Origin of the sequence: Stenotrophomonas sp. B2, from assembly GCF_014947095.1 — a bacterium.
GTDB lineage: Bacteria > Pseudomonadota > Gammaproteobacteria > Xanthomonadales > Xanthomonadaceae > Stenotrophomonas > Stenotrophomonas maltophilia_P.
Genome location: NZ_JADCQA010000015.1, coordinates 103,617 through 129,742 on the forward strand (window position 1 = coordinate 103,617; position 26,126 = coordinate 129,742).

A 26,126-nucleotide genomic window follows, 5' to 3' on the forward strand; every position below is an offset into this window, starting at 1 on the left:
GGCCGATGGCAGGCGCATTGCGCAGGATCAGTCGGCCTCACCGGGGCCGCACGAGGGGCGGCGTAGCATCGCCGGCGCGTAGAATGAACCCGGGGCGGCGCCACCGGCGCGGCCGAAGCGAATCGAGGTAGCTGGATGGAATTCAAGGATTACTACGCCACCCTGGGGGTGGAACCGAGTGCGGGTGATGCGGAGATCAAGACCGCATACCGCCGGCTGGCACGCAAGTACCACCCGGACGTCAGCAAGGAGGCCGGAGCCGAAGACAGGTTCAAGGCGGTCAATGAAGCCTATGAGGCGCTGCGCGATCCGGAAAAGCGCGCGGCCTATGACCAGCTGCGCGCGCAGGGCTACCGGCCGGGCGAGGAATTCAATGTGCCGCCGAACTACGGTGGTGGTGGCTTCAATTTCGAGGAAGTGTTCGGCGGCGGTGGCCCCAATGGCGGCTTCAGCGACTTCTTCGAGAGCCTGTTCGCCCGCCAGCGCGGTGGCCAGGGACCGGGCCCGGGATTCAGCAGCCAGGGGCATGCACCCAACCGCGATACCCGCGCCAAGCTGTCGGTGCCGCTGGAGGCTGCCTACAACGGCGACAGCCTGCGCATCACCGTCAACGGCAGGCAGCTGGATGTGCGCGTGCCCAAGGGCATCCGTCCCGGCCAGGTGATCCGTCTGGCGGGGCAGGGCAACCACGGTGGCAACCTGCTGCTGGAGGTGGAGTACGCCGCACACCCGCAGTTCGAGGTCGATGGCCGCAACATCCTGTATTCGTTGCAGGTCACGCCCTGGCAGGCAGCGCTGGGCACCAGCATCAGCGTGCCCACGCTGGGCGGCGCGGTGGAGCTGAAGATTCCGGCCGATTCCGAAGCCGGTCGCAAGCTTCGCCTGCGCGGCCGCGGCCTGCCGGGCAATCCCGACGGCGATCAGATCGTCGAGCTGGAGATCATTGCCCCGGCCGCCACCGACGAAGCGCAGAAGAAGGCATACCGCAACCTGGCCAAGGCCTTCGGCGAATCAATCTGACGCCCTGTGCAGCGCCCTCGGTGAATCAACCCAGGGGTAGCGCCGGGCCATGCCCGGCGAGCGCAGCGGGTCAGGAGCCGCCGGGCCTGGCCCGGCGCTACCCCCGCCTGCTGCGGCTTCAGCCCTGCCCGGCGAACACCCGCTCCAGCACCTCGGACAGCTCATCTTCCGAGAACGGTTTGGTGATGTAGGCCTTGGCGCCCTGGCGCATGCCCCACATACGGTCGGTGTCCTGGTCCTTGGTGGTCACCAGGATCACCGGGATGTGCCGGGTCGCCTCGTCGCGGGCGAGGGTGCGGGTCGCCTGGAAACCGTTGAGGTTGGGCATGACCACGTCCATCAGCACCAGATCGGGCAGCTCGGCACGGGCGGCTTCCACCCCGGCGGCGCCATCTGTGGCGGTCAGGATCTGGTGCCCGAGCTTCTCGACGATGCGCTGTATCCCCAACAGCTGCGACGGTGAGTCGTCGACGATCAGAATGCGTGCCATGTTGTTCCCCAGGTAATGCCCGCAGTGTAGTGCGGGCGGATTACCGGCGGGAGGGCGGCGCCTGCCGTCCGTCGCCTGCCTGCAACGTTCAGTCGATCCGTACCACCGTGCGTCCCAGCGAGCCGCCGGCCAGCATGCGCTCGAACACCTCCGGCAGCGCCTCCAGGCCGACTTCCGCCGTACAGATCTGCTGCAGATGCTGCGGCTTCCAGTCGTCGCCCAGCCGCGCCCAGACGGTTTCGCGCAGGGCGCGTGGCGCGTTGGCCGAAGAAACGCCCAACAGCGATACGCCACGCAGGATGAAGGGCATCACCGTCATGTCCAGCTTCGGGCTGGCGGCGAGGCCCGCGCTGACCACGCTGCCGTAGGGCACGGTCTGCGCCAGCAGGCTGGCCAGCATGTCGCCGCCGGCATTGTCCAGGCCCCCGCCGAAGCGCCCGGTCTGCAACGGGCCGGTATCGGCCAACGCCTCGCGTGGCAGAACCTCGCTGGCGCCGATGTCGCGCAGGAAGCGGGCCTGCTCCGGCTTGCCGCTGATGGCGTGCACGGTATAGCCGGCGCGGCTGAAGATCGACAGCGCCAGGGCACCCACGCCACCGCTGGCGCCGGTCACCGCCAGCGGGCCCAGATCCGGGGTCTGCCGATTGTCCTGCAGGCGCAGCAGCGCCAACGCGGCAGTGAAACCGGCCGTGCCCAGCACCATCGCCTCGCGCGGGCTGAGCCCGGGCGGCTGCGCGATCACCGCACTCGACTCCAGCCGCACGTACTGGCTGTAGCCGCCGTCGCGGGTTTCGCTCAGGCCGCAGCCGGTGGCCAGCACGGCGTCGCCCTCGCGCCAGGCGGGGTCGGTGGAGGCCACGACCGTGCCGGCCACATCGATGCCGCCCACCAGCGGGAAGCGGCGCAGGATCCGGCCCTTGCCGGTGCCGGCCAGGGCGTCCTTGTAATTGACCGAGGACCACCGGGCGCGGATCAGCACCTGCCCGGGGTTGAGGTCGTCGACCCCCAGCCGGGTCAGGCCGCTGCGGTAGCCGGCGTCGTCGCTCTCGATGCGGAAGGCGGTGAACGGGGTGGTGGGGACCATCGGCGTGCCTGACTTCGAGGAAAACGCCACCTTACCCCGTTCGCCCCCTTTCGATCCTGCCGATCCGCCCCATCTTGTATGATCGGTGATGGTTCACGGCTGGCGCCGCGGGAAGGGCCCGCGCCGCAGCCCATATCTTGATGGAGCGTGCATGGCCTGGAATACACCCGGCGGCAACAAGGGCGGACAAGGCCCCGAGGACAATCGACGCGGGCCGTTCGGGTCGCGCGGCGGTGGCAATGGTGGTGGCTGGGGCGGGCTGCCCGGGCCGTTGAAGGATCTGTTCGATGGCGGCATCGTCCGCTGGGTGGTGGCAGCCCTGGTGCTGCTGGTGCTGTTCTCCAGCTTCCAGCTGATCGGCGAGCAGCAGCGTGGCGTGGTGCTGCGCTTCGGCCAGTTCTCGCGCATCCTGCAGCCCGGACCGAACTTCAAGCTGCCGTGGCCGATCGAGTCGGTCACCAAGGTCAACGCGACCGAGATCAAGACCTTCTCGATCCAGGTTCCGGTGCTGACCCGCGACGAGAACATCGTCAACGTGTCGTTGAACGTCCAGTACCGCATCGATGATCCGCAGCAGTACCTGTTCGGCACGGTCGATGCCAACCAGGTGCTGGAACAGTCGGCCCAGAGTGCCGTGCGCGAGGAAGTCGGCCGTGCCGATCTGAACGCCGTGCTGAACAACCGTGGCCCGCTGGCCGCGGCTGCCGAGGAGCGCCTGCAGGCGCTGCTGCGCGCGTTCAAGACCGGCCTGACCGTCACTGGCCTGACCCTGCAGGACGCCCGTCCGCCGGAGGAAGTGAAGCCGGCCTTCGACGAGGTCAACGGTGCGCAGCAGGTCAAGGAACGCCTGATCAACGAAGCCCAGGCCTACGCCGCCAAGGTCGTGCCGGAAGCACGAGGCCAGGCCTCGCGCGCCCGTACCACCGCCGAAGGCTACAAGCAGGCCGTGGTGTCCAAGGCCGAGGGTGATGCACAGCGCTTCAGCCTGCTGCAGGCCCAGTACAAGGATGCGCCGGACGTGACCCGCAAGCGCCTGTGGCTGGAAACGGTGCAGCAGGTGCTGAGCGAGAACCGCAAGGTGATCGGCGGCGATGGCCGCCAGCTGATCTACGTGCCGATGACCGGCGATACCCGTCCTGCGACGTCGGCCGCCGGCGTGCCGAATCCGGACGTGGTGATGCCTTCGTTGCCGGGTACCACGGCGGCGGAACCTTCCCGTGACCCGGGCCGGCCCACGGGCCGCCCGACCGGGCGACCGAGCGGCCGTGAGGAGGGCAGCCGATGAAGAGTCCAATCTGGATCGCCGTGATCGTGGCGGTGGTGCTGGGCCTGCTGGGCTCGGTGTACGTGGTCCGCGAGGACCAGACCGCCATGGTCCTGAACCTGGGCAAGGTAGTGCGCTCGGACATCAAGCCGGGCCTGCACTTCAAGCTGCCGATCGTGGAAACGGTGAAGGTCTTCGACCGCCGCTTCCAGGTGCTTGATACCGCCCCTGCGCGTTACTTCACCGCCGAGCAGAAGGACGTCAGCGTCGACTTCTTCGCGATCGGCTACATCTCCAACGTGGGTGACTACTTCCGTGCCACCGGCGGCGATCCGCGCATCGCCAATGCCCGCCTGGCACCGATCATCACCGACTCGCTGCGCAACCAGATCAACTCGCGCACCCTGCAGCAGCTGGTGTCCGGCGACCGCAGCGAGCTGATCGCCGAGCAGCTGAAGGGCATCAACGAGGCGGTGGCGGGGCTGGGCATGCAGATGATCGATCTGCGCATCAAGCAGGTCGATCTGCCGACCGACAGCCAGGTCATCAACGACGTGTATGAGCGCATGCGCGCCCAGCGCAAGCAGGAGGCTGCCAAGCTGCGCGCCGAAGGCGAGGAACAGTCCCTGACGATCCGCGCCCAGGCCGACCGCGACAGCACCGTGCTGATCGCCGAAGCCGAGCGTGATGCCCAGCGCCTGCGCGGTGAAGGTGATGCCGATGCCGCGCGCATCTATGGCAAGGCCGGTTCTGCCGATCCGGCGTTCTACGCCTTCTACCGCAGCCTGGAGGCCTACCGTGGCTCCATGACCGATGGCAACGGCGTGATCGTGCTCGACAAGAACGACCCGTTCCTGCAGTACCTCAAGAGCGATCGCTGAGGTCGCACGCACTACCCACGGGGCCCGGCCAGATGCCGGGCCCCGTGCCATTTCTGGAGTTCCCGATGAAAGACCTGTTCGCGGCCGTGTGCCTGGTCGCGGTGCTGGAAGGCCTGTTCCTGTTCGCGGCCCCGCTGGCCTGGAAGCGCATGGCCGAGCGCCTGCTGGACCTGCCTGGACCGGCCCTGCGCAGCTTTGGCGGCCTGATCCTGCTGGCCGGCCTGACCCTGCTGTGGTGGGCACGGCATTAGCAGCGGGTCATATTCCTTTCCGCAGGAAAGGGATCTGACCCCGTTTCGGGCCCCTGACCGCTGGGTGAAGCCGTCCGTCGGAAAGGTGGCACCCGACCCCGGAAACCCGGATAATGCACAAAAGCCGGACGGGCCTCCCCCGTTCGGCTTTTTCCGTGTCTGGGCCATCCATCGCCGGCCGCTCCCCGTTTGGAGCCGCCATGACCGCGCTGGCCACCCCCGCCACGGTTTACCCGTCCGCGGCCCCGATGGCCGCAACAAATCGAGGAGCCCGTCATGGGTCAGTCTGTCGTAGTGTTGGGTGCCCAGTGGGGCGATGAAGGCAAGGGCAAGATCGTCGATCTGCTCACTGAGGAAATCGGCGCGGTCGTGCGCTTCCAGGGCGGCCACAATGCCGGCCACACGCTGGTCATCAACGGCAAGAAGACCGTCCTGCACCTGATCCCGTCCGGCATCCTGCGCGACGACGCACTGTGCCTGATCGGCAACGGCGTGGTGATCTCGCCGGCCGCGCTGCAGAAGGAAATCGCCGAGCTGGAAACCTCCGGCGTGGAAGTGCGTTCGCGCCTGAAGATCTCCCCGGCCGCGCCGCTGATCATGCCTTACCACATCGCCCTGGACCAGGCGCGCGAACGCGCTGCCGGCGGCAAGGCGATCGGCACCACCGGGCGTGGCATCGGCCCGGCCTACGAAGACAAGGTGGCACGTCGCGGCATCCGCATCGCCGACCTGCATTACCCCAAGCAGCTGGAAGAACTCCTGCGCACCGCGCTGGATTACCACAACTTCGTGCTGACCAAGTACCTCAACACCGACGCGATCGACTTCCAGAAGACCTACGACGAGGCACTTGCCTTCGGCGAGTACGTCGAGCCGATGAAGTCCGACGTCGCCGGCATCCTGCACGACCTGCGCAAGCAGGGTAAGCGCGTGCTGTTCGAAGGCGCGCAGGGCGCGCTGCTGGACATCGACCACGGCACCTATCCGTACGTCACCAGCTCCAACACCACCGTCGGCGGCGCACTGGCCGGCGCCGGCGTGGGTGCCGATGCGATCGACTACGTGCTGGGCATCGCCAAGGCCTATGCCACCCGCGTCGGCGGCGGTCCGTTCCCGACCGAACTGGACGATGAGATCGGCCAGGGCATCCGCGACCGCGGTGCCGAGTACGGCGCCTCGACCGGCCGTCCGCGTCGCTGCGGCTGGATGGATATCGTCGCGCTCAAGCGCGCCGTGGCCATCAACGGCATCAGCGGCCTGTGCATCACCAAGCTGGACGTGCTGGACGGCATGGAGAAGCTGAAGGTCTGCATCGCCTACGAATACCGCGGCAAGCGTACCGAGTACGCGCCGCTGGACGCGCAGGGCTGGGAAGAGTGCACCCCGGTGTACCTGGAGTTCCCGGGCTGGAGCGAGAACACCCACGGCATCACCCAATGGGATGACCTGCCGCCGGCCGCGCGCGCCTACCTGCGTTCGCTGGAGGAGCTGGCGGGCTGCCCGATCAGCATCGTCTCGACCGGCCCCGATCGCGACCACACCATGGTCCTGCAGGATCCGTTCGCCTGAGGTAGCGCCGGGCCATGTCCGGCGTGGTGGTAACGCTGTTCAATTGAAAAAAGAGCGCCGCGACTCCCTGTGGGGTCGCGGCGCTTCAGTTTGGGCCGGTTTCATCTGTCGGCGGTTGCGCTGTCAAGTGCAGCCACGGAAGCCGACACCATGACCGCTCGCAAGACCCCGCCGTTCCATGTTGTTGAGCCCATCAACGACGACGCCAATCCCGCCGACGATCTCAGCACGTTCCAGGGCTGCCTCACCCGCATCCGTGATGGCGAGGGCTCCGATGGCATGTTGTGGCCGGAGGAGAACCTGTCCGACGGACGACGTCAGTCCTTGGCGCGGATCGACCGTGCGGCCGTGGGCATCCTCACCGCGGTGGAGATGCTGCATGCGGCCAACCGTTGCGCCACCACGGCGACGCCGCGCAGGCACCTGGACGAAGGTGGGGTGGAAGGGCTGTTCTTCGCCTGCCGCGAACTTGCCGAGCCGGTCTGCAGAGAAGTCAGGCCGGCCTGACGCCCTTCCGCATGTGCGATGCCTGGCCTCGCCATCTGGCGAGGTATCGGGTGGGTTCACGCGCTTCAGACTGACTTCCGCGCTGGCGCGCGTTCGGGCGTGCCAGGCTCCGGCATCACCCGCGCGCTGGAATCGGTTGAGTCCGCTGGAATTGCCGCCTCGTACTTCGGCTATGGGCGCGGCGACGCACGTCCGCGCGGGCGTTCCTGGCTGCGGCTGACCGTGCTGGAGGTCTGTGGCCGTTCTTCTTCTGGCAGCCCCTGGCACTGCTGTTACTGCTTGCTGGTGGCGGGCTGGCGACCGCCAGCATCTCGCTGCGGCGGTGGCGACGCCGGCAGCGCCGGGCCATGCCCGGCGGGGTACTTGTCAGATACCCAATACGGCTAGGATCGTGCCCAAATCGGGCATCACTGCGACTGGCTCTGCCACGCGGCACACGCGCTACCCTCCCCCCTGCAACAGCGGGTACGGATTGATCGATTCCCCCTTCCACCACTGCTTCTCCGGCCCCAGCACGTGCACTTCGAAATGCAGGTGCGGGGCCTCGGCGCTGGCGTTGCCGGTGCTGCCTACGTAGCCAATCACCTCGCCACGCTTGATCACCTGCTTTTCGGCCAGGCCATCGGCATAGCGTTGCAGGTGGGCGTAGTAGTAGCACCAGTGCCCGCTCGGCTCGAACTGGTAGATCGTCAGCCCCCCACGCTTGCTGTCGAACAGCTTTTCCACCGTCCCATCGGCCACTGCCAGCACCGGTGTTCCTGCGTCGGCCATGATGTCGATTGCATCATGCACGCGCCCTTCGCTGCGGGCATCGGTGAAGGTATCGCGCAGCTGCGAAGGCAGTACGCCCTGCACCGGCAGCAGCAGGCCGCTTGGCGCATCGGTGGCGCTGGACGGCGGCACCGCCGTGGGAGCCGCAGCGCCCACACGCGGCGTCGCAGCCGCAACCTCCGGCGCCGCAGCCACCGCAGGTGGTGCTGCAGGCCGGGCAACCGCTACTGGCTCACCCGCATCGCGGCGCAGCCACCAGCCCATTCCCACACCCACCAGCACGCCCAGCACGATCAACTGCGAAAGTCGCATCGGCTCACTCCTGCATAACCACGGGGACGGAGGTATCCACCGCATCGGCCACGCGCAGTGCATCCCAGTTGGTCATGCGCACGCAGCCATGCGATTCGGTCTTGCCGACATGCCCGGGTACCGGCGTTCCGTGCAGGCCATAGTGGGGTTTGGACAGATCGATCCAGACCCGGCCGACCGGATTGTTCGGACCGGGCGGCAGCGTGGCCTTCTTCTCGCCTTTGCGCGCATCCCAGAACAGCTTGGGGTTGTAGTGGAACGGCGGGTCGCGATGGACGCCGAGAATCTTCCATTCACCGATCGGCAGCGGATCGTGCTGGCTGCCGGACGAAACCGGCACCTGTGCGATCACCTTGCCCTGCGCATCCAGCAACTGAAGAGTGGAATCGGACTTGTCGACCACGATCTTCGCCGCCTTCGGCAATGTCGCGGGGGCGATGTTGGGCACCTGGATACGGCTGCCGGCCTTGGCCAGATCGACGCCGGGGTTGAGCAACTTCAGAAGGGCAGGGGACGCGTGGAAGCGTTCACCGAGCGCTTCCTCGACGCTGCTGTAACCCAGCGACTTCAGCTTTGCCTGTGCGGCGGGTTTCTTGGGAATGGACTGGAACGGACCGGCAACATCCTCGGCCGTCAGCGTGTAGCTGGCCAGCGGCGCGATCGTCTCGGCCTGGAGAGCCTCCCAGGTGCTGTCGTCCAGCTCTCCGCTCACCGTCAGGCCGTGTGCCGCCTGGAAGCCGGCCACGGCCCGATGCTGGTTGCTGCCGACTTCACCGTCGATCTCGCCCGGGGAGAAATTGGCGCGATCCAGCAACACTTGGGCGTGCAGCGGCGAGCGGGCTGCTGTATCGGGTCCGGCCTTCTCGGCAATGGGCTCCGGCAGCTGGGCCGGCGGCGGTACCTGCGCGAAGGCGGGCGACACCAGCAAGGACAGGGCGAGCAGGGCGGGGCGGTACACGGGCATGAAGATCTCCGGCAGATGGCAGCTCCACCCTGCCCGCAGAGGCTGCGCAGCCTCCGTGAAAGCAACCTGATGCCGGCATGAGCAGGGCAGCCCCGGCGTGGCTCAGGCCCTTGTCGCAGAAGTACGGGGCGGGGCCTCACCAAGGTGAACGGCTGCCGACGCCCGTGCTTGTTGCCGATCAAGATTGCCGGTGGCGCGGCCGATACGGGCGCATCCCCCCGTTTTGGATGTACCCATGGATTACTTGAGGAATGTCAGGGTTGCCTGGCGTCTTGGGCTGGGCTTTGGCCTGTTGCTGCTGCTGGTCGCGGCCGTGGTGGCCACCGGCGCCACCGCCAGTGTCGTGCAGAAGCGCGCGATGCAGCAGGTGGTCGACGTCAGTGTGGCCAAGGTACGCCTGCTGTCGCAGATGCTCGATGCCAACAACCAGATGATGGTAGTGCGCCGCGAAATGCTGATCCGCCAGGGCGAAGACCGCGGCAGCGACGAGAAGCGCATTGCCGACCTGGTCAAGCGCTACGAGGCGGATTGGTCCGCCTATCAGGCACTGCCGGGCGATGCAGAGGGCAAGGCCATCGCTGAAACCATCGCGGCCAAGCGCGCCCTTGCGCGCCCGCTCAACAAGCAGACCAGCGAACTGATGGAGCAGGGCGACTACCCCGCTGCCGTGGCACTGACCCTGGGGCCGGTGCAGGAAGCGGCCAACGGCTGGAACAAGGCGTTGTCCGAGGGAGTCGACTTCGAAGAGAAGGAAAGCCGCGAGGCCGCCGCCGAGGCGATCCGCCTGGGTGAACGCAGTCTGCTGCAGTTGCTGGTGCTGGGAGGCGTGGCCCTGCTGGTCGGCATTGCCGCCTCGGTGATGATCGGTCGCAGCCTGACCGGTCCGCTGGCACGCGCGGTGAACCTGGCCGAGCGCCTGTCCAAGGGCCAGCTGGACCAGGAATTCCGCCTCGGCGGCCGTGACGAGCTGACCCGGCTGGGCGAGGCGATGGCCAGCGTGCGGCAGAGCGTGCAGGCCGCCATCGGGGCGCAGATGCACATGGCCGAGCAGCACGAGGCGGGTGCGATCCGCTACCGCATGGACGCCAGCGCGTTTCCAGGCGATTTCGGGCGCATGGTGCAGGCCACCAACAGCCTGGTGGAATCACACGTGCAGGTGGAACTGCTGATGGCCGAGGTCATGCAGCGCTATGCCATCGGCGACCTCAGCCGCGACCTTCCGGACTATCCCGGCGAGAAGGGTACGCTGACCCGCACCCTGGCCGCAGTGAAACAGAGCCTGCTGGCGGTCAACACCCAGATTGACGACCTGGTCCGCGCGGCGCGCGCCGGAGATTTCAGCGTGCGTGGGGATGCCAGTGCGTTCCAGTATCAGTTCAGGGCGATGGTCGAGCAGCTCAACGGCATGATGGCCAGTTCGCAGGCCAGCATCGCCGACGTCTCCGATGTGCTGCGCGCGATCTCCGGGGGCGACCTCACTGCGCGCATGGACGGTCACTACGATGGCGTATTCGCCCGCATGCGCGACGATGCCAACACCACCACGGCCCAGCTGACCGGCATCGTGCGTGGCATCCAGGATGCTGCCGACAGTATCAACACTGCCGCGCAGGAGCTCGCCGCCGGCAACAGCGACCTGTCCCGCCGTACCGAACAGCAGGCCGCCAACCTGGAAGAAGCGGCGGCATCGATGGAAGAACTCACCTCGACCGTCCGCCAGAATGCTGAGCTGGCCCGCCAGGCCGACAGCGAGGCACACGCTGCCGGCGCGGCGGTGCGGGCCACCGAACAGGCAATGGCACAGATGGCGTCTGTGATGGGAGAGATCGATCAGTCCTCGGCGCGCATCTCGGAAATCTCCACGGTCATCGATGGCATCGCCTTCCAGACCAACATCCTGGCCTTGAACGCTGCGGTGGAAGCTGCCCGCGCGGGTGAGCAGGGCCGCGGCTTTGCCGTGGTCGCCAGTGAAGTGCGCACGCTGGCGCAGCGTGCGGGCATCGCCGCCAGGGAGATCAAGGAACTCATCGAAGAGGCGGCAGGCAAGGTGCAGAGCGGTCTGGCGGTCACGGTCGAGTCGGAAGCGGCCATTGCCCGCTTGGCACAGGCCAGCGCACGCACCAACCAGCTGATGAGTGACATCGCTGCGGCGAGCAAGGAACAGGCGGCCGGCATCGAACAGGTCAATCAGGTGGTGGTGCAGATGGATCAGGTGACCCAGCAGAATGCCGCACTGGTGGAAGAAGCCACTGCCGCCAGCCGCGCGCTGGAAGAGCAGGCCAATGCGCTGACCGCGTCGGTCGCGGTGTTCCATATCGAGCAGAGCGGTGCAGCCCGCACGGTGGCAGCACGCGCGGCCTGACCGTCGGCAGCCGCCTGCAGGCACGGGCCGCCACGTGTTCGCGCGTGGTGGCCGGTCAGTCCTGCATGCGGCGGATGCGGCCGTCCTCGATCTTCCAGATCACGTCCTTACCCGTGGAGACGTACAGCGGCGAGCGGGCCCACAGGCTCCAGAACACATGGATCTCGGTCGGTGTCGGGTCCTGCAGATGGGTGATGAACATCGCCGCACCGGGTGGCGCACGCTTCAGCTGGATGCAGCTGTGGGTGAAGGCGCGGCGGGAGACGATCCGACCGTGGGCGATGTCGAGACGATGCGTGCCGCCCAGCGGAACTACGGCAGGATCGGTGGTGGCGGGCAGCAGGTAGACCGTCCACGTATCGGCGGCCGTACCGGGCGCCGGAAGAACCACGCTGTTGTGGGTCTGCGCGCAGGCGTCGAAGGCGCTGTTCAACGCCAGCGCCCGTGCGGCGGCAGCGCCGGCCTGGTAGGTCGTTGGCGCCGCTGGAACATCCAGAGTCTCGGTTGCGCCGGTCATCCTTCCCTGCGCGTCGGTGGCGGCCCGATACAGGACCATTGCGCCGTCGCCGATCATGCTGACTTCGTAGTGGCTGCCGCGCTGTTCGGTTATCCAGCCCCTTACCCGGGTGTCGCCGCGCATGCCCTGTTCGAGCAGGGCGTCAGTTGCGCGCTCGGCCGCCAGGTCGTGCTCGAACATCTGCCGGCCACGCGCTTCAGCCTGTGCGACGGCCTGCGCGGTACCCACATCGTCCGCTGGCGCGGCGGGAGCCCGCGCATTGCCGGAAACGGCCGGTGACGCGGCGCAGAGCCACGCCAGCAGCCCCAACATGCCAGTCCATCGTTTCATGGCCCTTTCCTCCGCTCTGCGCCCTGCGGCACCGTGGAGTATGCCGCAGGCCGGTGGTCTACCGCGCGCCACCTTTTTCGGCGATGCTCGCTGAAAAGGGGAGCGGGCATGGACAACAGGGAACCGGAAGGGACCTATGGCGATGTGCCGCGGGTGCAGGGCATCGAGGTGGCTGCGGCGCCACCGGAGCCGGAAGCAGCGACCGACTGGTCGATGCTGCCGCTGACCCGTGGTGATGATGACTCGGCGGTGATGCAGGCGCTGTCCCGCATGCGCCGTGAGCCGGCACTGCTGTTCACCACTGCCTATCTGCTGGTGTCGCTGCTGGGGCTGTGGTGCAGCTTCTGGTTCTACCGGGGATTCGAGCTGTCGATTCTGGATTACCTGCAGCCCAGCGATTTCCTGGTGGCCGGCATCCGTGACCCGGCCTATGCACTGCTGCTGGCTGCGGGCGTGCTGCTGGTGCTGCTGGTGAGCTGGCCGGAAACGCTACGGATGCGCAATGCGGCCAAGCTCGAGCAACTGCGCGCACGCAACTGGGCATGGCGGGCGGTGCTCATGCGCTCGGTACTGACCAGCTGGGAGGGCGTAGGTCTGCGGCCGCTGACGGCGATGACCCTGGCCGTGGCTGCGTTCATGGCCATCGGCGCGGCCAACTACGTGCAGGTGCGGGGGCAGCAGATCCGCAACGAGGGACGTGGGGAAGTGATCCGCCTGCAGTTGAACGGCGACGCGGCGCCCTTGCCCGGCACCGCGCGCCTGTTGGGCTCCAGCAGCGCATTCCTGTTCGTCTGGTGGCCGCAGCAGCGACGGGCCGAAGCGATTCCGATCGCTGCGGTGCGCAAGCTGCAGGCGGTGGCCGTGGCGGCACCCGCGCCCAAGGGCCGGGCCGGCGATTGACTGAGCCGTGGCGCCGCCGGGTGCTGATGCTGCCCGGCGTGCGCCACGTCACCGTGCAGGGCCGCAGGCATCGTGTGCCCGCTGCGCTGCCGGGTGCATCTCAACCGCCTGCGCGGGTCCGCGCGGCCTTCTTCGCGGCGGTCGAGCGTGCCGCCTTCTTTGCCGCCCGGGTTGCCGCTGCCTTCTTCGCGGCCGCACTGCGCGTGCTGGCGGTGGACTTCTTCGCGGGCGCTTTCTTCGCGACAGTCTTCTTTGCGGCCTTCTTCGCCGGTGCTTTCTTCGCCGCCTTCTTCGCAGTCTTCTTGGCGCCCTTGCGGGCACTGCCACTGCGCTTGCCTCCGCCATCCTGCTTGTTCACGGTGGCCCACGCGATGCGCTCGGCGGTGCTCTCACTGGCACCACGCTCGCGCTCGCTTTCCTCGATGTGTTCGGCCTGGCGCTTCTGCTTGTCGGTATAGGCGGATTTGTCTCCACGGGGCATGACACGTCTCCTTGCAGGCGATGGGGGTGAGGCGGTCAGGCCAGTTGCCGCAGCTTCGGTTCGCGGGCCCACTGGCGGGTGGCGGCGACGGCGAGGAAAGCGCCGGCATCGCCCGCGTCGACGATGCCTGCATCCTTGCCCACGCGCGCCGCCTTGAGCAGCACCCGGCCTCCTTCATCGCTGCCGATGGCCTTCAGGTGTGCCCACGCGGTGCTGGCAAATTCCAGCCCCGCACTGTCGCTGGACAGCCGCTTGCCGGCCTCCTCGCTGAGCACGATCGCGACCGCATCGAACACCGCCGATGGGGTCCCCGCCAGTTGCCCGTCGGCCGCTTGCAGCTTGCCGTTGCTCAGGGTGGCGCCGCCCACCTTGGGAGCCACCAGCTTCACCGCGGCGCCGGCCTTCTCTGCGGCCTTGCGCAGGCTGCTGATGACACCGGCATCGGAGCCTTCATCAAACAGGATGCCGATGCAGCGCCCTTGCAGGGTGGGTTTGTTGCGACCGATCACGCGGACTTCCGGTGCGGGGGGCATGTCCTGCGCCGGCGTAGCAGTGGGTGCCGGGTCGGGCAGGGTGGGCAGCGCCAGTCCTTCCGCCACCCGCTGCGCGAGGGTTTCGTCGATGTTGCGCAGGTGGCTGACGGTACGCACGCGCACTTTGGGCGTTTCCACCTTGGACAGCTCGAATACCAGTGCCGAGGCCAGATGGGCCTGCTCGGGTGCTTCCAGGCTGCGGAAGAACATCCGTGCCTGGCTGTAATGGTCGGCGAAGCTCTCGGCACGCGTGCGCCCCTTGCGGCCGTCATCCGCGCTGGCATGGCTGCGGAATCCGGCCGGTGTCTCGCGCGGGCTGTCGTCCTCCAGCGAACTGGGGTCGTAGGCCACGCGGCCCTTGGGCACCTGCATCTGCATATGCCCATCGCGCTGGTGGTTGGCAAACGGGCACTTTGGCGCATTCACCGGGATCTGGTGGAAGTTGGGCCCGCCCAGGCGGATCAGCTGGGTATCCAGGTAGGAGAACAGCCGGCCCTGCAGCAGCGGGTCGTTGCTGAAGTCGATGCCGGGCGGCACGTTGGCCGGGCAGAAGGCCACCTGCTCGGTTTCGGCGAAGAAGTTGTCCGGCCAGCGATCCAGCACCATGCGCCCGATCACCTTCAGCGGCACCAGCGATTCGGGAATGATCTTGGTCGGGTCCAGGTGATCGAACGGAAATGCGTCGGCCTCCTCTTCCGTGAACAGCTGCACGGCCAGTTCCCATTCGGGGAAGTCGCCACGCTCGATCGCCTCGAACAGGTCGCGCCGATGGAAATCGTTGTCCGCGGCCTGCAGCTTCAACGCCTCGTCCCACACCGTGGACTGGATGCCCAGCTTCGGCCGCCAGTGGAATTTGACGAAGGTGGAGTCGCCGGCCTCGTTCAACAGGCGGAAGCTGTGCACGCCGAAGCCTTCGATCATGCGCAGCGAGCGTGGAATGGCGCGGTCGCTCATCGCCCACATGATCATGTGCATCGATTCGGGCATCAACGAAATGAAGTCCCAGAACGTGTCGTGCGCGCTCGCTGCCTGCGGGAACGCGCGGTCCGGTTCCATCTTCACCGCATGCACCAGGTCGGGAAACTTCATTGCGTCCTGGATGAAGAACACCGGGATGTTGTTGCCCACCAGGTCCCAGTTGCCTTCAGGGGTGTAGAACTTCACCGCGAAACCCCGCACGTCGCGGGGGGTGTCGACCGACCCGGCACCGCCGGCCACGGTGGAAAAGCGGGTGAACACCGGAGTCTTCTTTCCGACTTCGCCAAGGATGCGCGCACGGGTGTACTTGGCCAGCGAGTGAGTGAGTTCGAAATAGCCGTGGGCGGCGCTGCCGCGGGCATGCACGATGCGCTCCGGGATGCGCTCATGGTCGAAGTGGGTGATCTTCTCGCGGAGGATGAAGTCCTCCAGCAGAGTGGGGCCTCGTGGGCCCTGGCGCAGCGAGTTCTGGTTGTCGGCGACGGGGATGCCCTGGGCCGTGGTCATCGGGGGGTGCGTGCCGCCGGCGTGCAGGTGCAGTTCGTCGCCGTCGCCACGGCGATGGTCGGGGGAGGGGGCGGGTGCGCGCTTGCCGGAGGGCTTGCTGGCGGCCATGGGTCCAGGTCCTGTAGCGGGGAAGTCAACCTCTACCCTCGCGCGCCAGACGTTAAGCCCCGGTCCCGCGCAGGTGATCGCGCGGACAAGGACGCCTCGGCTATGCTTGGCGCATGCGAGTCGAGCCTGCCGACATCGAAGCCCTGTTCGACGCCATCCCGGACGTGCTGTTCTTCATCAAGGACCGCCAGGGCCGTTACACCCACGTCAACCAGACCATGCTGCGGCGGCTGGGCCTGCGCGCGCGCAAGGACGTGATCGGGCGTACCGCGGCCGAGATCTACCCGACCGGCCTCAGTGCGGACTATGTCGACCAGGACGCACGCGTGCTGTCCGGCGAGGTGATCGAGAACCTGATGGAGCTGCACCTGTTCGCCAACCGCGAGCCGGGCTGGTGCCTGACCTGCAAGCGGCCGCTGGTGGTCGACGGCAGCATCGAGGGCCTGATCGGCATCTCGCGCGACCTGGGCCAGAAGGACAGCCTGGGAACCCAGTACGAGCAGCTGCGGCTGGCCCTGGCCCATCTCAACGCGCATTACGCCGAGAACGTGCGCATGCAGACATTGCTGGACATCACCGGGTTCTCGCTGTCCAAGCTGGAGCGCAGCTTCCGCAAGGTGTTCCAGATGACCCCGCAGCAGGTGCTGACGCGGCTGCGGATCCAGATGGCCATGCATCTGCTGCATGGCGACGACAGCATCGCCTGCATCGGCCAGGCCTGCGGGTTCAGTGACCAGAGCGCGTTCACCCGCAAGTTCAAGGCCGAAACCGGTTTCTCGCCGCGCGCCTACCGCGCCCGCATCGGCGAGCCGGCGCTGGCCTGAGCGGCCTGCTGCACTGTGCCTATCCCCACAGGCGCGGGACAGGGTAAGGTGACGCCCCTGTAGCCGCCGCCCACTCCTGCCGATGCCCGCCAGCCCCGTTACGCCTGCCTCGCCCTCCCGCCTGGGCCATTCGCTCAAGCCACGCCAGCTGATCATGATGGGGTTGGGCAGCGCCATCGGCGCGGGCCTGTTCCTGGGGTCCGGTGTGGGCGTACAGGCGGCCGGCCCGGCGGTGCTGGTGTCGTACCTGGTGGCCGGCGCACTGGTGATCATCGTGATGAACGCGCTGGGCGAAATGGCGGCGGCCAAGCCGACCAGCGGCGCGTTCTCGGTCTATGCCGCCGACGCCATGGGCGCCACGGCAGGGGCGACTGTCGGCTGGCTCTGGTGGGTACAGCTGGTGATCGTGATCGCCGCCGAGGCCGTGGGAGCGGCGGGCCTGCTGGCCACGGTCTGGCCGGCCATTCCGGTGCCGATGGCCGCCCTGGCGTTCATGCTGTTCTTCACCGCGATCAACCTGCTGGGGGTCAGGAATTTCGGTGAGTTCGAGTTCTGGTTCGCCATTCTCAAGGTGGTGGCGATCCTGGCGTTCATCGCCATCGGTTTCGCGCTGCTGATGGGCTGGCTACCGCAGGTGACCTCTCCGGGACTGAGCAACTTCACCGCACACGGCGGTTTTGCACCGCAGGGCCTGGCCGGTATCGGCGCAGCCCTGCTGGTGGTGGTGTTCGCCTTCGGCGGCACCGAGATCGTGGCCGTTGCCGCGGCCGAGACCGAGGATCCCGAGCGCAGCATCGCCCGCGCCATCCGCACCGTGGCCTGGCGCATCCTGGTGTTCTACATCGGCTCGCTGAGCGTGATCATCGCCGTGGTGCCGTGGACCAGCGAAGCGCTGAAGTCGCCGTTCGCCGCGGTGCTGGATGCGGCCCGCATTCCGGGGGCGGGCACGGCCATCACGCTGATCGCAGTGATCGCCCTGCTGTCGGCCCTCAACGCCAACCTCTACGGCGCGTCGCGGATGATGTATTCGCTGGCGCAGCGCCGCGAGGCACCGGCCGTGCTGGGCTGGACCGACCCGCGGCAGGTGCCGGTGATCGCCGTTCTGGCCAGCGTGCTGTTCGGGTTTGCCGCGACGGTGATGGAACTGCTGTTCCCGGACAAGGTGCTGCCGGTACTGCTGAACATCGTCGGCTCGACCTGCCTGCTGGTGTGGACGCTGTCGCTGCTTTCTCAACTGGTGCTGCGCCGCCGTGCGGACCGCCTCGGCTCGCGCCTGCCGTTCCGCATGGCCGGTTTCCCGTGGCTGACCTGCTGCGCCCTGGCGATCCTGGCACTGATCTTCGGCCTGCTGCTGAGCGAGGCGCATACGCGCCTGCAGTTCCTGTCGATGGTGGCCCTGACCGCCACGATCGCGGCCGGCAGTGCCATCGCGCGCCGCATGCGCGAGGCCTGATCCGTACAGCCGAGCGTGGGCTCGGCTCTACAGCGGGCATACATCCCGCGTGCCATCCTGTTCGTGGGGCCGTCATCGGCCCGCTGAACTGGAGCACCCCATGCTGCGCAGTCGTCCGTTCCTGATGTTCACCGGCCAGGCCGAGGCGGCCCTGGCCCTGTACGCCGAGGCGTTCGCCGATTTCCGGCTGCTTGCCCTGCAACGCCATCCCGACGGCGCAGGGGCGGGAGTACCCGGCCAGGTGCGGCAGGCGACCTTCATGCTCGGCGGCACCAACTATCTGTGCTTCGACAGCCTGGATGTGCACGACTTCACCTTCAGTCCGTCGATCTCGCTGTTCGTCGAGTGCGGTGGCGCCGAACAGTTCGAGCACGCGGCGCGCGTGCTGGGCGAGGGCGGGCACTGGCTGATGCCGGTGGGCGACTACGATTTCAGCAATCGCTACGGCTGGGTGCAGGACCGGTTCGGTGTGTCCTGGCAGTTGAGCCTGGGGCAGATGCCGGATCCGTGATCGGTTCAGCCGCTGCGCTCGCCGGGCATGGCCCGGCGCTACCGTAAACGAAAACGGCCCGCTTGCGCGGGCCGTTCCGTCAATCACGCTTCGACTTCATCGTCCTTGTAGGCGTCGACCGGGATGCAGGCGCACATCACGTTCTTGTCGCCGTAGACGTTGTCGACGCGGGCCACCGGCGGCCAGTACTTCTGCAGCTTCAGGCTGGGCAGCGGGAAGGCGGCCAGCTCGCGCGGGTAGGCGTGGGTCCACTCGCTGGCCGTCACCGCGGTGGCGGTGTGCGGCGCGTTCTTCAGCGGATTGTCCTCGCGGTCCAGGCGGCCATCCTCGATCGCACGGATTTCCTCGCGGATCTGGATCATGGCGTCGATGAAGCGGTCCAGCTCATGCAGCGACTCGCTTTCGGTGGGCTCGACCATCAGCGTGCCGGCCACCGGGAAGCTCAGCGTCGGCGCGTGGAAGCCGAAGTCGATCAGGCGCTTGGCCACGTCCTCGGCGCCGATGCCGCTGCTCTTCTCCAGCGGGCGCACATCGAGGATGCACTCATGCGCCACCAGGCCGTTGCGGCCGGTGTACAGCGTCCTGAAGTGCGGCGCCAGGCGCTTGGCGATGTAGTTGGCATTGAGCTGCGCGACCTGGGTCGCCTTGCGCAGGCCCTCGCGGCCCATCATCGCGATGTACATCCAGCTGATCGGCAGGATCGAGGCGCTGCCGAAGCTGGCGGCGCTGACCATGCCGACGGGGCCGTTGTCACCCAGCTTGCCCGGCAGGAACGGGGCCAGGTGCGCCTTGACCGCGCACGGGCCGACGCCCGGGCCGCCGCCGCCGTGCGGGATGCAGAAGGTCTTGTGCAGGTTCAGGTGGGAAACGTCCGAACCCCACTTGCCCGGCTTGGCCACGCCGACCAGGGCGTTCATGTTGGCACCGTCGGTGTACACCTGGCCGCCGTGCTTGTGGATGATCTCGCAGATCTCGACCACCTCCTCCTCGAACACGCCGTGCGTGGACGGGTAGGTCATCATGATCGCGGCCAGGCGGTCGCTGTACTTCTCGGCGTTGAGGCGGATGTCCTCGACATCGACATTGCCGTTGGCATCGGTCTTGGTGACCACCACCTTCATGCCGCACATCTGTGCCGAGGCCGGGTTGGTACCGTGGGCCGAATCCGGAATCAGGCAGATGTCGCGATGCTCCTCACCACGCGAGCGGTGGTAGGCGCGGATCGCCAGCAGGCCGGCGTACTCGCCCTGTGCACCCGAGTTCGGCTGCAGGCTGACCGCATCGTAGCCGGTGCATTCGACCAGCATCGCTTCCAGCGACTCGATCAGTTCCTTGTAGCCCAGTGCCTGGTCGGCCGGCACCAGCGGATGGATCTGCGAGAACTCCGGCCAGGTCACCGGGATCATCTCGGCGGTGGCGTTGAGCTTCATGGTGCACGAGCCCAGCGGGATCATCGTGCGGTCCATCGCCAGGTCCTTGTCGGCCAGTGAGCGCAGGTAGCGCAGCAGTTCGTGCTCGCTGTGGTGCGTGTTGAACACCGGATGGGTCAGGAACGCGGACTGGCGCAGCAGCCCGGCCGGCAGCGCGTCGGCGGTGCTGGCATCCAGCGCATCCACATCGGCTTGGGCACCGAAGACGGCGGCCAGCGCAACCACATCGGCGCGGGTGGCGGTCTCGTCCAGGCTGATGCCGACCGAGTCGCTGTCGATCGCGCGCAGGTTGTAGCCGGCGGCGCGCGCCTTGGCGTGGATCTCATCGGCGTGCACACCGGTGACGTGCAGGGTGTCGAAGAAGTTGCCAGCAACCTGCACGCCGGCCTTGCGCAGTGCGGCGGCCAGGATCGCGGCCAGGCGGTGGGTGCGGCGGGCGATGCGGGTCAGGCCTTCCGGACCGTGGTAGACGGCGTACATCGAGGCCATCACCGCCAGCAGGACCTGTGCGGTACAGATGTTGGAGGTGGCCTTCTCGCGGCGGATATGCTGCTCGCGGGTCTGCAGGGTCAGGCGGTAGGCCGGGTTGCCCTGCGCATCGATCGAGACGCCGATCAGGCGGCCGGGCATCGAGCGCTTGTAGGCGTCGCGGCAGGCCATGAACGCCGCGTGCGGGCCACCGAAGCCGAACGGCACGCCGAAACGCTGGCTGTTGCCGACCACGATGTCCGCGCCCCATTCGCCCGGTGCGGCGAGCAGGGTCAGCGCCAGCAGATCGGTGGCCACGGCGACCAGGCCGCCGCGTGCATGCACGGCCTCGACCAGTGCCCGGTAGTCGGCCACCTGGCCGAACGTATCCGGGTACTGCAGCAGCACGCCGAAGCTGTCCGCTTCCAGCGCTTCGGCCGGGGTGCCGACGCGCAGCACGATGCCCATGGGCTCGGCGCGGGTGCGCAGCAGCTCCAGGGTCTGCGGGTGCACGGCATCGTGCACGAAGAAGGTGTCCGACTTCGACTTGGCCGAACGCTTGGCCAGGGTCATCGCTTCGGCCGCTGCGGTGGCTTCGTCCAGCAGCGAGGCGTTGGCGATCTCCATGCCGGTCAGGTCGGCGCACAGGGTCTGGAAGTTGATCAGCGCTTCCATGCGGCCCTGCGAGATCTCTGCCTGGTACGGGGTGTAGGCGGTGTACCAGGCCGGGTTTTCCAGGATGTTGCGCAGGATCACGTTCGGCGTGTGGGTGCCGTAATACCCCTGGCCGATGAAGCTGCGCAGCACGGTGTTCTTGTCGGCGATCGCGCGGATCTTCGCCAGCGCCTCCACTTCGGTGATCGACTCCGGCAGCGCCAGCGCTGCCGGCGACTTGATCTTGGCCGGCACGATGGCATCGGTCATCGCATCCAGCGACGCGTGGCCGACGACGTCGAGCATCTGCGCGATCTCGGCGTCGTTGGGGCCGATATGACGCTCGACGAACGCACTGTGGTGCTCGAGCTCACGCAGGGAAGGGGTGTTCTGGGACATGGCGAAGGATCCGTCAAGAAAGGGCACACGCACGGGCACAGGCCGCCGGATGGCGGGCTGCGGGGCGCCCCTCTGTCCTTTTGCCTGAGAGTTTGGAAGCGCGGCTGGCCGCAGCTTCGTGCCCCTTCGGCGCCGGATCGAACCGGTCTCTCCAGAGTTGTGTTGCGGGTGGTATCGGGCCTGAGCGATTACGGGCGTTGCGCCTTCGGCAGCGGTGTTCCGCTTCTCCCACCGTGTTGCCCGCCGATTATAGCCGGTTATGGCCTGCTGCCGGGGCCGCCCGGGCAGGGTCGGCGCCTGAATGGCCGATGGCCCGGGGCGTGCGTTTTGTGCGGTGCTGCATGGCATCGGGCGCATTCCCCGCCTATGATGGGCGGATACCCGAATTCATCTGGCGCCGTCCCTGCTGCAGCGGGACCGGCGCCCGCCGTGCGTGCCGCGCATGGCCTTGCCGGACACCGTTCACATGACCGCCGCTGTTGCTCCGTCCACCCGTCGCATGGCCCTGCTGCTCGCGGGCCTGGCCATGTTCGGCCCGTTCTCCATCGACACCATTTTCCCGGCCTTCCCGCAGCTGGCCCAGCGCCTGGCGGTGGATGAGGTGGCCGTCCAGCAGACCATCAGCGTCTACCTGCTGTTCTATGGCCTGATGAGCCTGGCGCACGGGCCGCTGTCCGATGCCTGGGGCCGCAAGCGGGTGATTCTCGGCGGCCTGGTGGTGTTTGCCGGGGCCTCGGTCGGCTGCGCGCTGTCCACTGACCTGCCGACCCTGCTGGCGTTCCGCGCGCTGCAGGGCCTGTCGGCGGGCGTGGGCATGATCGTCGGCCGCGCGGTGATCCGTGACCTGTACCACGGCCATGACGCCCAGCGGTTGATGAGCCAGGTCTCGATGCTGTTCGGCATCGCGCCGGCCATCGCCCCGATCATCGGTGGCTGGATTCTGCTCAGCGGTGCCGGCTGGCCGCTGATCTTCTGGTTCCTCGTGGTGTTCTCGCTGGTGCTGCTGGTGGCCACCGCGCGCTTCCTGCCGGAAACGCATCCGCCGGAGGCGCGGGTACCGCTGTCGCCGCGCGCACTGCTGCGTGACTATGTGCGCATCGGCTTCAACCCGCGTTTCCTGCGCCTGGCACTGGCCGGCAGCATCGGCTTCGGCGGCATTTTCCTGTACATCGCGTCCGCGCCGGTGTTCGTGATGCAGCACCTGCATCTGGGCGAAGGCGACTTCGCCTGGCTGTTCATTCCCACCATCGGTGGCATGACGGCCGGCGCGTTCCTGTCCGGGCGCATGGCCGGGCACACCACGCCGACCCGGCAGGTAACCATCGGCTTCTCCCTGTGCGCGCTGTCGACACTGCTCAACGTCGGCTACGTGGTGCTGGCGCCGCAGTTCGCGCTGCCGTGGGCGGTACTGCCCATTTTCCTGGGCGGCATGGGCATGGCGCTGATCTTCCCGATCCTGGCGCTGGCCGTGCTCGACATGTATCCGCACCAGCGCGGCCTGGCCTCGTCGCTGCAGGCCTTCGCGCAGCTGATGGTCAGCACCGTGGTGGCCGGCGTCGTGTCGCCCCTGCTCAGTGCCAGCCCGCTGCATCTGGCGCTGGGCCAGGCCGGCTTCTTCGCCGCCGGGTTTGTGTTCTGGTACTGGGAACACCGCCGTGAGCGCGCAGTGCAGGCCGTGGCCACGGGCCTCTGACCGGCCGCAGGGGCGGTGGCGGGCGACCCGTGAAGCGGCGCAACGGGCGGGGTGCGCTATCCTTGCGCCCCCCGTAGCGATGCCGCCCCCATGTCCACCACCTCCAAGACCCGTCGCGACCAGCGCCGCCGCCAGGAAGAGAAGGCTGCCAACAAGGCCGCTGCCCAGACTTCGCCGGTGGAGCCGCATGCCGAACTGCGCGATGCGCAGCGCACGCTGCTGGCAGGTGTCGTGCGCCGCGATGGCGAGTGGGTGCTGGGCATGGATGGCCGTATCGCCGGGCATAGCGAGAGCGCCGCGCAGGTGCTGGCGTTGATCATGCAGGCCGGTGAACTGCACGAGCGCAACGGTACGCCGGTGCGTCTGATGTATTCCGACGCGCTGCGTGATGCCGCGCAGGCCGAGGCCAGGGAGAAGGGCCAGACCTTCGAGGAATACAAGGCCGAGCTGGCCGCCGCGATGGCGGCGAAGAAGAACAGCTGACCCGTGTGGGTAGCGCCGGGCCATGCCCGGCGAGCGCAGCGGTGCGATCAAGGACGCCGGGCATGGCCCGGCGGGCGCCGGGGTGCGAACACGGCCCCGGGGCGGGCCCCGCCGCTACCGGAACGAAAGGGGCGGATCCTCGCGGATCCGCCCCTTTTCTCATTTCGCCGCCGGGGCCGCAGCGCTGGCCTGCCAGCCGCACATCTGGCCTTCGTTCTGCTGCTTGAGCCACTCATTGACCGGGCTGAAGTACTCGATCATCGGGCCGGCGTCCAGCTTGTCGGTGCCGGTCAGCTCCTTCAGCGTGGCCTGCCACGGCTGGCTGGCGCCCTTGCTGAGCATCGCCCAGTACTTCTGGCCGGCTTCCTTGTTGCCGTAGAAGGTGCACTCGTGCAGCGGGCCCTTGTAACCCGATGCATCGCACAGGCCCTTGTAGAACTGGAACTGCAGGATGCGGGCGAGGAAGTAGCGGGTGTACGGCGTATTGCCCGGCACGTGGTACTTCGCGCCCGGATCGAAGAACTCCTCGCCGCGGGTGCTGGCCGGGGCAACGCCCTGGTATTTGGCCTTCAGGTCCCACCATGCCTTGTTGTAGTTGTCGGCGGTGATCGATCCGTCAAACACGCCCCAGCGCCAGCGGTCGATCATCAGGCCGAAGGGCAGGAATGAAACGCCCGACAGCGCCATGCGCATCTGCGCGTTGATCACGGCCTCGCGGCTTTCCTGCGGTGCATCAACGAGACCGATCGAATTCAGGTACTTGGGCGTCATCGCCAGCACGATCGTGTCGCCGATTGCTTCGTGGAAGCCATCGTTGGCGCCGCCCTGGAACAGGGGCGGCAACGGGTTGTAGGCCAGGTCGTAGTAGATGTGGCCCAGCTCGTGATAGATGGTGGTGAAGTTCTCTTCGTTCGGCTTGATGCACATCTTGGTGCGCACATCGCCTTCCATGTTCATGTCCCAGGCGCTGGCGTGGCAGACCACGTCACGGTCGTCAGGCTTGATGAACTGGGTCTTGTCCCAGTACGACTGCGGCAGCGAGGGCATGCCCAGCGACACGTAGAAATCCTGTGCGCGCTCGGTCATCTGTTTCGCGGTACGCAGTTCGGCTTCGCGCTGTGCCCTGTACTGGCCCGCGACGCTGGCATCCCTGCCAGCCTTGGCCAGCGCAGCACTCAGGTTGGTCTGGTACTGCTTTTCCAGTGCGGCGGTGATGTCCAGGCTTCCGGCACCGGGATAGGGCTCCAGCTGGTCCCACAGGTTGGACCAGTCCTGCTGCCACATGTTGCCCAGCAGGTGCGCGGCGATCAGGCCATTACCCACCTCGGCCTTGTCCTTGCCGTAGGTCTTGTCCAGCTTGCCGCGCGCGTAGCAGTGCAGCTGCTCGTACATCGGCTTGACCTGCTCCCACAGGCGGTCGGTTTCCGGCCCGATCTGCTCCGGCGGCATGTCATAGCCGCTGCGCCACATCTGCCCGGCATCGGTGAAGCCCATGCCCTTGGCACCTTCGTTCACCAGGCTGACGAACTTCTGGTAGTCGCCACGCATGTTCCGCGTGGTGCTGTGCCAGCCCTGCCAGGCGTCAAGCTGCGCGTCGTAGTCGCGGCTGCGTGCCAGCACCTGTTCCAGTTCCCCCAGCTGGCGGCAGGAGGCCGGGTCGTTGGCATCGGTGCAGTACTTGCCGGCACCGTAGCTGCCCTCCATGCGGGTGGCGATCTGGGTCAGCTCGGCCAGCTTGGCCGGGTCGCGCGGTGCCGGCATCGAGGACATCAGCTTCAGCAGATGGATCGCACGCTTGCTGTCTGCGCTCATCGGCTGGCCCTCGAACTTCGCGGCCTGCTCGATCCAGCTGTTGAGCTGGGTCAGTGAACGCTCGTTGGCCTTGGCCGCGATGCGCTCCGAATCGCTGTTGATGTAGGTGGAAGACAGCCACTGCGCCGAGGTCATCTCCGGATAGGCAGCCTTGTATTCGGCATTGATGCGGGCAACGAACTGGTCGGCGGTCTCGCCGGCCGGTGCGCTGCTGCCGGCGGTCTCGGCGCCGGGGGACGCTTCCTTCTTGCAGGCAGCCAGGGCCAGCGTGGCGGCGGCGACAGCAGCGGCCAGCAGGAGATGACGGTGTTTCACGGGCGGTCCTTGGGTGGTGAACGACGGCCGAAGGCTAGTGGGCGCGCGTGCCCACCGCAAGTGTGGAAGGTTGGTGGGGTTCGGCAGGGCTTGCAGCCCTGCACCCGCAGAAGCCAAGGCACGTCAACGGCAGAAGCAACAGCAACAGCGGGCTATCCGGATGGCGGGGCGGTGTGGGCTTGCAGGACACGCCGTAAACCCATCCTTGGGGCTCGATGGCGCCATCCATGGCGCCAACGGTCCTGCAAGCCCACA

22 protein-coding genes, 1 pseudogene and 1 riboswitch are annotated in these 26,126 nt (G+C 67.5%); of the genes and pseudogenes, 14 read left to right on the plus strand and 9 right to left on the minus strand.

Translation table 11 applies throughout. The annotated features are described in order from the left end of the window. Positions 1–135 precede the first annotated feature (135 nt). The gene (locus tag IMX13_RS16630; RefSeq protein ID WP_053518631.1) at positions 136–1,020 is read left to right on the plus strand and encodes a DnaJ C-terminal domain-containing protein; all 885 of its coding nucleotides are present in this window, start codon (positions 136–138) and stop codon (positions 1,018–1,020) included. Positions 1,021–1,138: 118 nt separating this feature from the next. Here IMX13_RS16630 and pilH read toward each other — a convergent pair whose 3' ends face one another. Both pilH and IMX13_RS16640 read right to left on the minus strand, forming a co-directional pair. Further along, positions 1,139–1,510 carry a twitching motility response regulator PilH gene (gene pilH, locus IMX13_RS16635; protein ID WP_053518630.1) on the minus strand — a complete coding sequence of 124 codons (372 nt, stop codon included), beginning with the start codon at positions 1,508–1,510 and terminating at the stop codon, positions 1,139–1,141. Positions 1,511–1,598: 88 nt separating this feature from the next. Further along, positions 1,599–2,594: a YhdH/YhfP family quinone oxidoreductase gene (locus IMX13_RS16640; RefSeq protein ID WP_065182641.1), complete on the minus strand. Its 996-nt coding sequence runs from the start codon at positions 2,592–2,594 to the stop codon at positions 1,599–1,601. A gap of 151 nt (positions 2,595–2,745) precedes the next feature. Here IMX13_RS16640 and hflK point away from each other — a divergent pair, with 151 nt between their 5' ends. From hflK to IMX13_RS18940, 6 genes and pseudogenes are all read left to right on the plus strand, one after another. Beyond that, on the plus strand, positions 2,746–3,879 hold the full coding sequence (gene hflK / locus IMX13_RS16645; RefSeq protein ID WP_065182642.1) for an FtsH protease activity modulator HflK: 1,134 nt from the start codon (positions 2,746–2,748) through the stop codon (positions 3,877–3,879). After that, entirely contained in the window at positions 3,876–4,739 is an 864-nt protein-coding gene (locus tag IMX13_RS16650; RefSeq protein WP_053518623.1) for a protease modulator HflC, read from the plus strand. Before hflK ends, IMX13_RS16650 begins: the two co-directional genes overlap by 4 nt. A gap of 65 nt (positions 4,740–4,804) precedes the next feature. Next, complete coding sequence (locus tag IMX13_RS16655) at positions 4,805–4,990, plus strand: DUF2065 family protein (RefSeq protein WP_193396766.1); 186 nt, start codon at positions 4,805–4,807, stop codon at positions 4,988–4,990. A 276-nt stretch (positions 4,991–5,266) separates the two neighbouring features. After that, positions 5,267–6,559, plus strand: coding sequence for an adenylosuccinate synthase (locus IMX13_RS16660; RefSeq protein WP_053518619.1), 1,293 nt, complete (start codon positions 5,267–5,269; stop codon positions 6,557–6,559). A 150-nt stretch (positions 6,560–6,709) separates the two neighbouring features. Then, positions 6,710–7,066 (plus strand): hypothetical protein, encoded by a 357-nt coding sequence (locus IMX13_RS16665; protein ID WP_053518618.1) that lies wholly within the window; start codon positions 6,710–6,712, stop codon positions 7,064–7,066. Between the two features lie 72 nt (positions 7,067–7,138). Continuing rightward, positions 7,139–7,401 (plus strand): annotated as a pseudogene (locus tag IMX13_RS18940) (hypothetical protein); the annotation flags it as partial. 106 nt (positions 7,402–7,507) lie between these two features. On the opposite strand, the gene IMX13_RS16670 reads toward IMX13_RS18940, so the two are convergent. Both IMX13_RS16670 and IMX13_RS16675 read right to left on the minus strand, forming a co-directional pair. After that, positions 7,508–8,149: a M23 family metallopeptidase gene (locus IMX13_RS16670; RefSeq protein ID WP_193396767.1), complete on the minus strand. Its 642-nt coding sequence runs from the start codon at positions 8,147–8,149 to the stop codon at positions 7,508–7,510. A 4-nt stretch (positions 8,150–8,153) separates the two neighbouring features. Further along, positions 8,154–9,113, minus strand: coding sequence for a L,D-transpeptidase (locus IMX13_RS16675; protein ID WP_193396768.1), 960 nt, complete (start codon positions 9,111–9,113; stop codon positions 8,154–8,156). A 235-nt stretch (positions 9,114–9,348) separates the two neighbouring features. Here IMX13_RS16675 and IMX13_RS16680 point away from each other — a divergent pair, with 235 nt between their 5' ends. Then, a complete protein-coding gene (locus IMX13_RS16680; RefSeq protein ID WP_193396769.1) occupies positions 9,349–11,475 on the plus strand; it encodes a methyl-accepting chemotaxis protein in 2,127 nt (708 codons plus the stop codon). Positions 11,476–11,530: 55 nt separating this feature from the next. Here IMX13_RS16680 and IMX13_RS16685 read toward each other — a convergent pair whose 3' ends face one another. After that, entirely contained in the window at positions 11,531–12,322 is a 792-nt protein-coding gene (locus IMX13_RS16685; protein ID WP_193396770.1) for a hypothetical protein, read from the minus strand. Positions 12,323–12,430: 108 nt separating this feature from the next. On the opposite strand from IMX13_RS16685, the gene IMX13_RS16690 reads away from it, so the two are divergent. Then, on the plus strand, positions 12,431–13,222 hold the full coding sequence (locus IMX13_RS16690; RefSeq protein WP_065174820.1) for a hypothetical protein: 792 nt from the start codon (positions 12,431–12,433) through the stop codon (positions 13,220–13,222). Between the two features lie 100 nt (positions 13,223–13,322). Here the strand turns inward: IMX13_RS16690 and IMX13_RS16695 are convergent, their stop codons facing one another. Both IMX13_RS16695 and IMX13_RS16700 read right to left on the minus strand, forming a co-directional pair. After that, on the minus strand, positions 13,323–13,703 hold the full coding sequence (locus IMX13_RS16695; protein ID WP_193396771.1) for a hypothetical protein: 381 nt from the start codon (positions 13,701–13,703) through the stop codon (positions 13,323–13,325). Positions 13,704–13,738: 35 nt separating this feature from the next. Beyond that, positions 13,739–15,829, minus strand: a complete 2,091-nt coding sequence (locus IMX13_RS16700) for a catalase (RefSeq protein WP_193396772.1) — start codon at positions 15,827–15,829, stop codon at positions 13,739–13,741. 113 nt (positions 15,830–15,942) lie between these two features. On the opposite strand from IMX13_RS16700, the gene IMX13_RS16705 reads away from it, so the two are divergent. The 3 genes from IMX13_RS16705 (at position 15,943) to IMX13_RS16715 (ending at position 18,617) form a co-directional block, all read left to right on the plus strand. Continuing rightward, positions 15,943–16,653, plus strand: a complete 711-nt coding sequence (locus IMX13_RS16705) for an AraC family transcriptional regulator (protein WP_053519032.1) — start codon at positions 15,943–15,945, stop codon at positions 16,651–16,653. Positions 16,654–16,735: 82 nt separating this feature from the next. Continuing rightward, positions 16,736–18,106 (plus strand): amino acid permease, encoded by a 1,371-nt coding sequence (locus IMX13_RS16710; protein WP_065174823.1) that lies wholly within the window; start codon positions 16,736–16,738, stop codon positions 18,104–18,106. A 100-nt stretch (positions 18,107–18,206) separates the two neighbouring features. Continuing rightward, complete coding sequence (locus tag IMX13_RS16715; protein WP_193396773.1) at positions 18,207–18,617, plus strand: VOC family protein; 411 nt, start codon at positions 18,207–18,209, stop codon at positions 18,615–18,617. Between the two features lie 83 nt (positions 18,618–18,700). Here the strand turns inward: IMX13_RS16715 and gcvP are convergent, their stop codons facing one another. Then, the gene (gene gcvP / locus IMX13_RS16720) at positions 18,701–21,568 is read right to left on the minus strand and encodes an aminomethyl-transferring glycine dehydrogenase (protein ID WP_193396774.1); all 2,868 of its coding nucleotides are present in this window, start codon (positions 21,566–21,568) and stop codon (positions 18,701–18,703) included. 62 nt (positions 21,569–21,630) lie between these two features. Next, positions 21,631–21,733, minus strand: a riboswitch (glycine riboswitch). Between the two features lie 301 nt (positions 21,734–22,034). On the opposite strand from gcvP, the gene IMX13_RS16725 reads away from it, so the two are divergent. Further along, positions 22,035–23,261, plus strand: a complete 1,227-nt coding sequence (locus IMX13_RS16725) for a multidrug effflux MFS transporter (RefSeq protein WP_111186352.1) — start codon at positions 22,035–22,037, stop codon at positions 23,259–23,261. A gap of 90 nt (positions 23,262–23,351) precedes the next feature. Further along, complete coding sequence (locus tag IMX13_RS16730) at positions 23,352–23,744, plus strand: hypothetical protein (protein WP_053519021.1); 393 nt, start codon at positions 23,352–23,354, stop codon at positions 23,742–23,744. A gap of 159 nt (positions 23,745–23,903) precedes the next feature. Here IMX13_RS16730 and IMX13_RS16735 read toward each other — a convergent pair whose 3' ends face one another. Next, on the minus strand, positions 23,904–25,871 hold the full coding sequence (locus IMX13_RS16735; RefSeq protein ID WP_065174827.1) for a M2 family metallopeptidase: 1,968 nt from the start codon (positions 25,869–25,871) through the stop codon (positions 23,904–23,906). Between the last annotated feature and the right edge of the window lie 255 nt (positions 25,872–26,126).

What these genes read in the sequence shown, in the direction of transcription:
- IMX13_RS16630 (WP_053518631.1), top strand. Translation starts at nt 136, where the DNA reads ATGGAATTCAAGGATTACTACGCCACCCTGGGGGTGGAACCGAGTGCG.
- pilH (WP_053518630.1), bottom strand. Translation starts at nt 1,510, where the DNA reads ATGGCACGCATTCTGATCGTCGACGACTCACCGTCGCAGCTGTTGGGG.
- IMX13_RS16640 (WP_065182641.1), bottom strand. Translation starts at nt 2,594, where the DNA reads ATGGTCCCCACCACCCCGTTCACCGCCTTCCGCATCGAGAGCGACGAC.
- hflK (WP_065182642.1), top strand. Translation starts at nt 2,746, where the DNA reads ATGGCCTGGAATACACCCGGCGGCAACAAGGGCGGACAAGGCCCCGAG.
- IMX13_RS16650 (WP_053518623.1), top strand. Translation starts at nt 3,876, where the DNA reads ATGAAGAGTCCAATCTGGATCGCCGTGATCGTGGCGGTGGTGCTGGGC.
- IMX13_RS16655 (WP_193396766.1), top strand. Translation starts at nt 4,805, where the DNA reads ATGAAAGACCTGTTCGCGGCCGTGTGCCTGGTCGCGGTGCTGGAAGGC.
- IMX13_RS16660 (WP_053518619.1), top strand. Translation starts at nt 5,267, where the DNA reads ATGGGTCAGTCTGTCGTAGTGTTGGGTGCCCAGTGGGGCGATGAAGGC.
- IMX13_RS16665 (WP_053518618.1), top strand. Translation starts at nt 6,710, where the DNA reads ATGACCGCTCGCAAGACCCCGCCGTTCCATGTTGTTGAGCCCATCAAC.
- IMX13_RS16670 (WP_193396767.1), bottom strand. Translation starts at nt 8,149, where the DNA reads ATGCGACTTTCGCAGTTGATCGTGCTGGGCGTGCTGGTGGGTGTGGGA.
- IMX13_RS16675 (WP_193396768.1), bottom strand. Translation starts at nt 9,113, where the DNA reads ATGCCCGTGTACCGCCCCGCCCTGCTCGCCCTGTCCTTGCTGGTGTCG.
- IMX13_RS16680 (WP_193396769.1), top strand. Translation starts at nt 9,349, where the DNA reads ATGGATTACTTGAGGAATGTCAGGGTTGCCTGGCGTCTTGGGCTGGGC.
- IMX13_RS16685 (WP_193396770.1), bottom strand. Translation starts at nt 12,322, where the DNA reads ATGAAACGATGGACTGGCATGTTGGGGCTGCTGGCGTGGCTCTGCGCC.
- IMX13_RS16690 (WP_065174820.1), top strand. Translation starts at nt 12,431, where the DNA reads ATGGACAACAGGGAACCGGAAGGGACCTATGGCGATGTGCCGCGGGTG.
- IMX13_RS16695 (WP_193396771.1), bottom strand. Translation starts at nt 13,703, where the DNA reads ATGCCCCGTGGAGACAAATCCGCCTATACCGACAAGCAGAAGCGCCAG.
- IMX13_RS16700 (WP_193396772.1), bottom strand. Translation starts at nt 15,829, where the DNA reads ATGGCCGCCAGCAAGCCCTCCGGCAAGCGCGCACCCGCCCCCTCCCCC.
- IMX13_RS16705 (WP_053519032.1), top strand. Translation starts at nt 15,943, where the DNA reads ATGCGAGTCGAGCCTGCCGACATCGAAGCCCTGTTCGACGCCATCCCG.
- IMX13_RS16710 (WP_065174823.1), top strand. Translation starts at nt 16,736, where the DNA reads ATGCCCGCCAGCCCCGTTACGCCTGCCTCGCCCTCCCGCCTGGGCCAT.
- IMX13_RS16715 (WP_193396773.1), top strand. Translation starts at nt 18,207, where the DNA reads ATGCTGCGCAGTCGTCCGTTCCTGATGTTCACCGGCCAGGCCGAGGCG.
- gcvP (WP_193396774.1), bottom strand. Translation starts at nt 21,568, where the DNA reads ATGTCCCAGAACACCCCTTCCCTGCGTGAGCTCGAGCACCACAGTGCG.
- IMX13_RS16725 (WP_111186352.1), top strand. Translation starts at nt 22,035, where the DNA reads ATGACCGCCGCTGTTGCTCCGTCCACCCGTCGCATGGCCCTGCTGCTC.
- IMX13_RS16730 (WP_053519021.1), top strand. Translation starts at nt 23,352, where the DNA reads ATGTCCACCACCTCCAAGACCCGTCGCGACCAGCGCCGCCGCCAGGAA.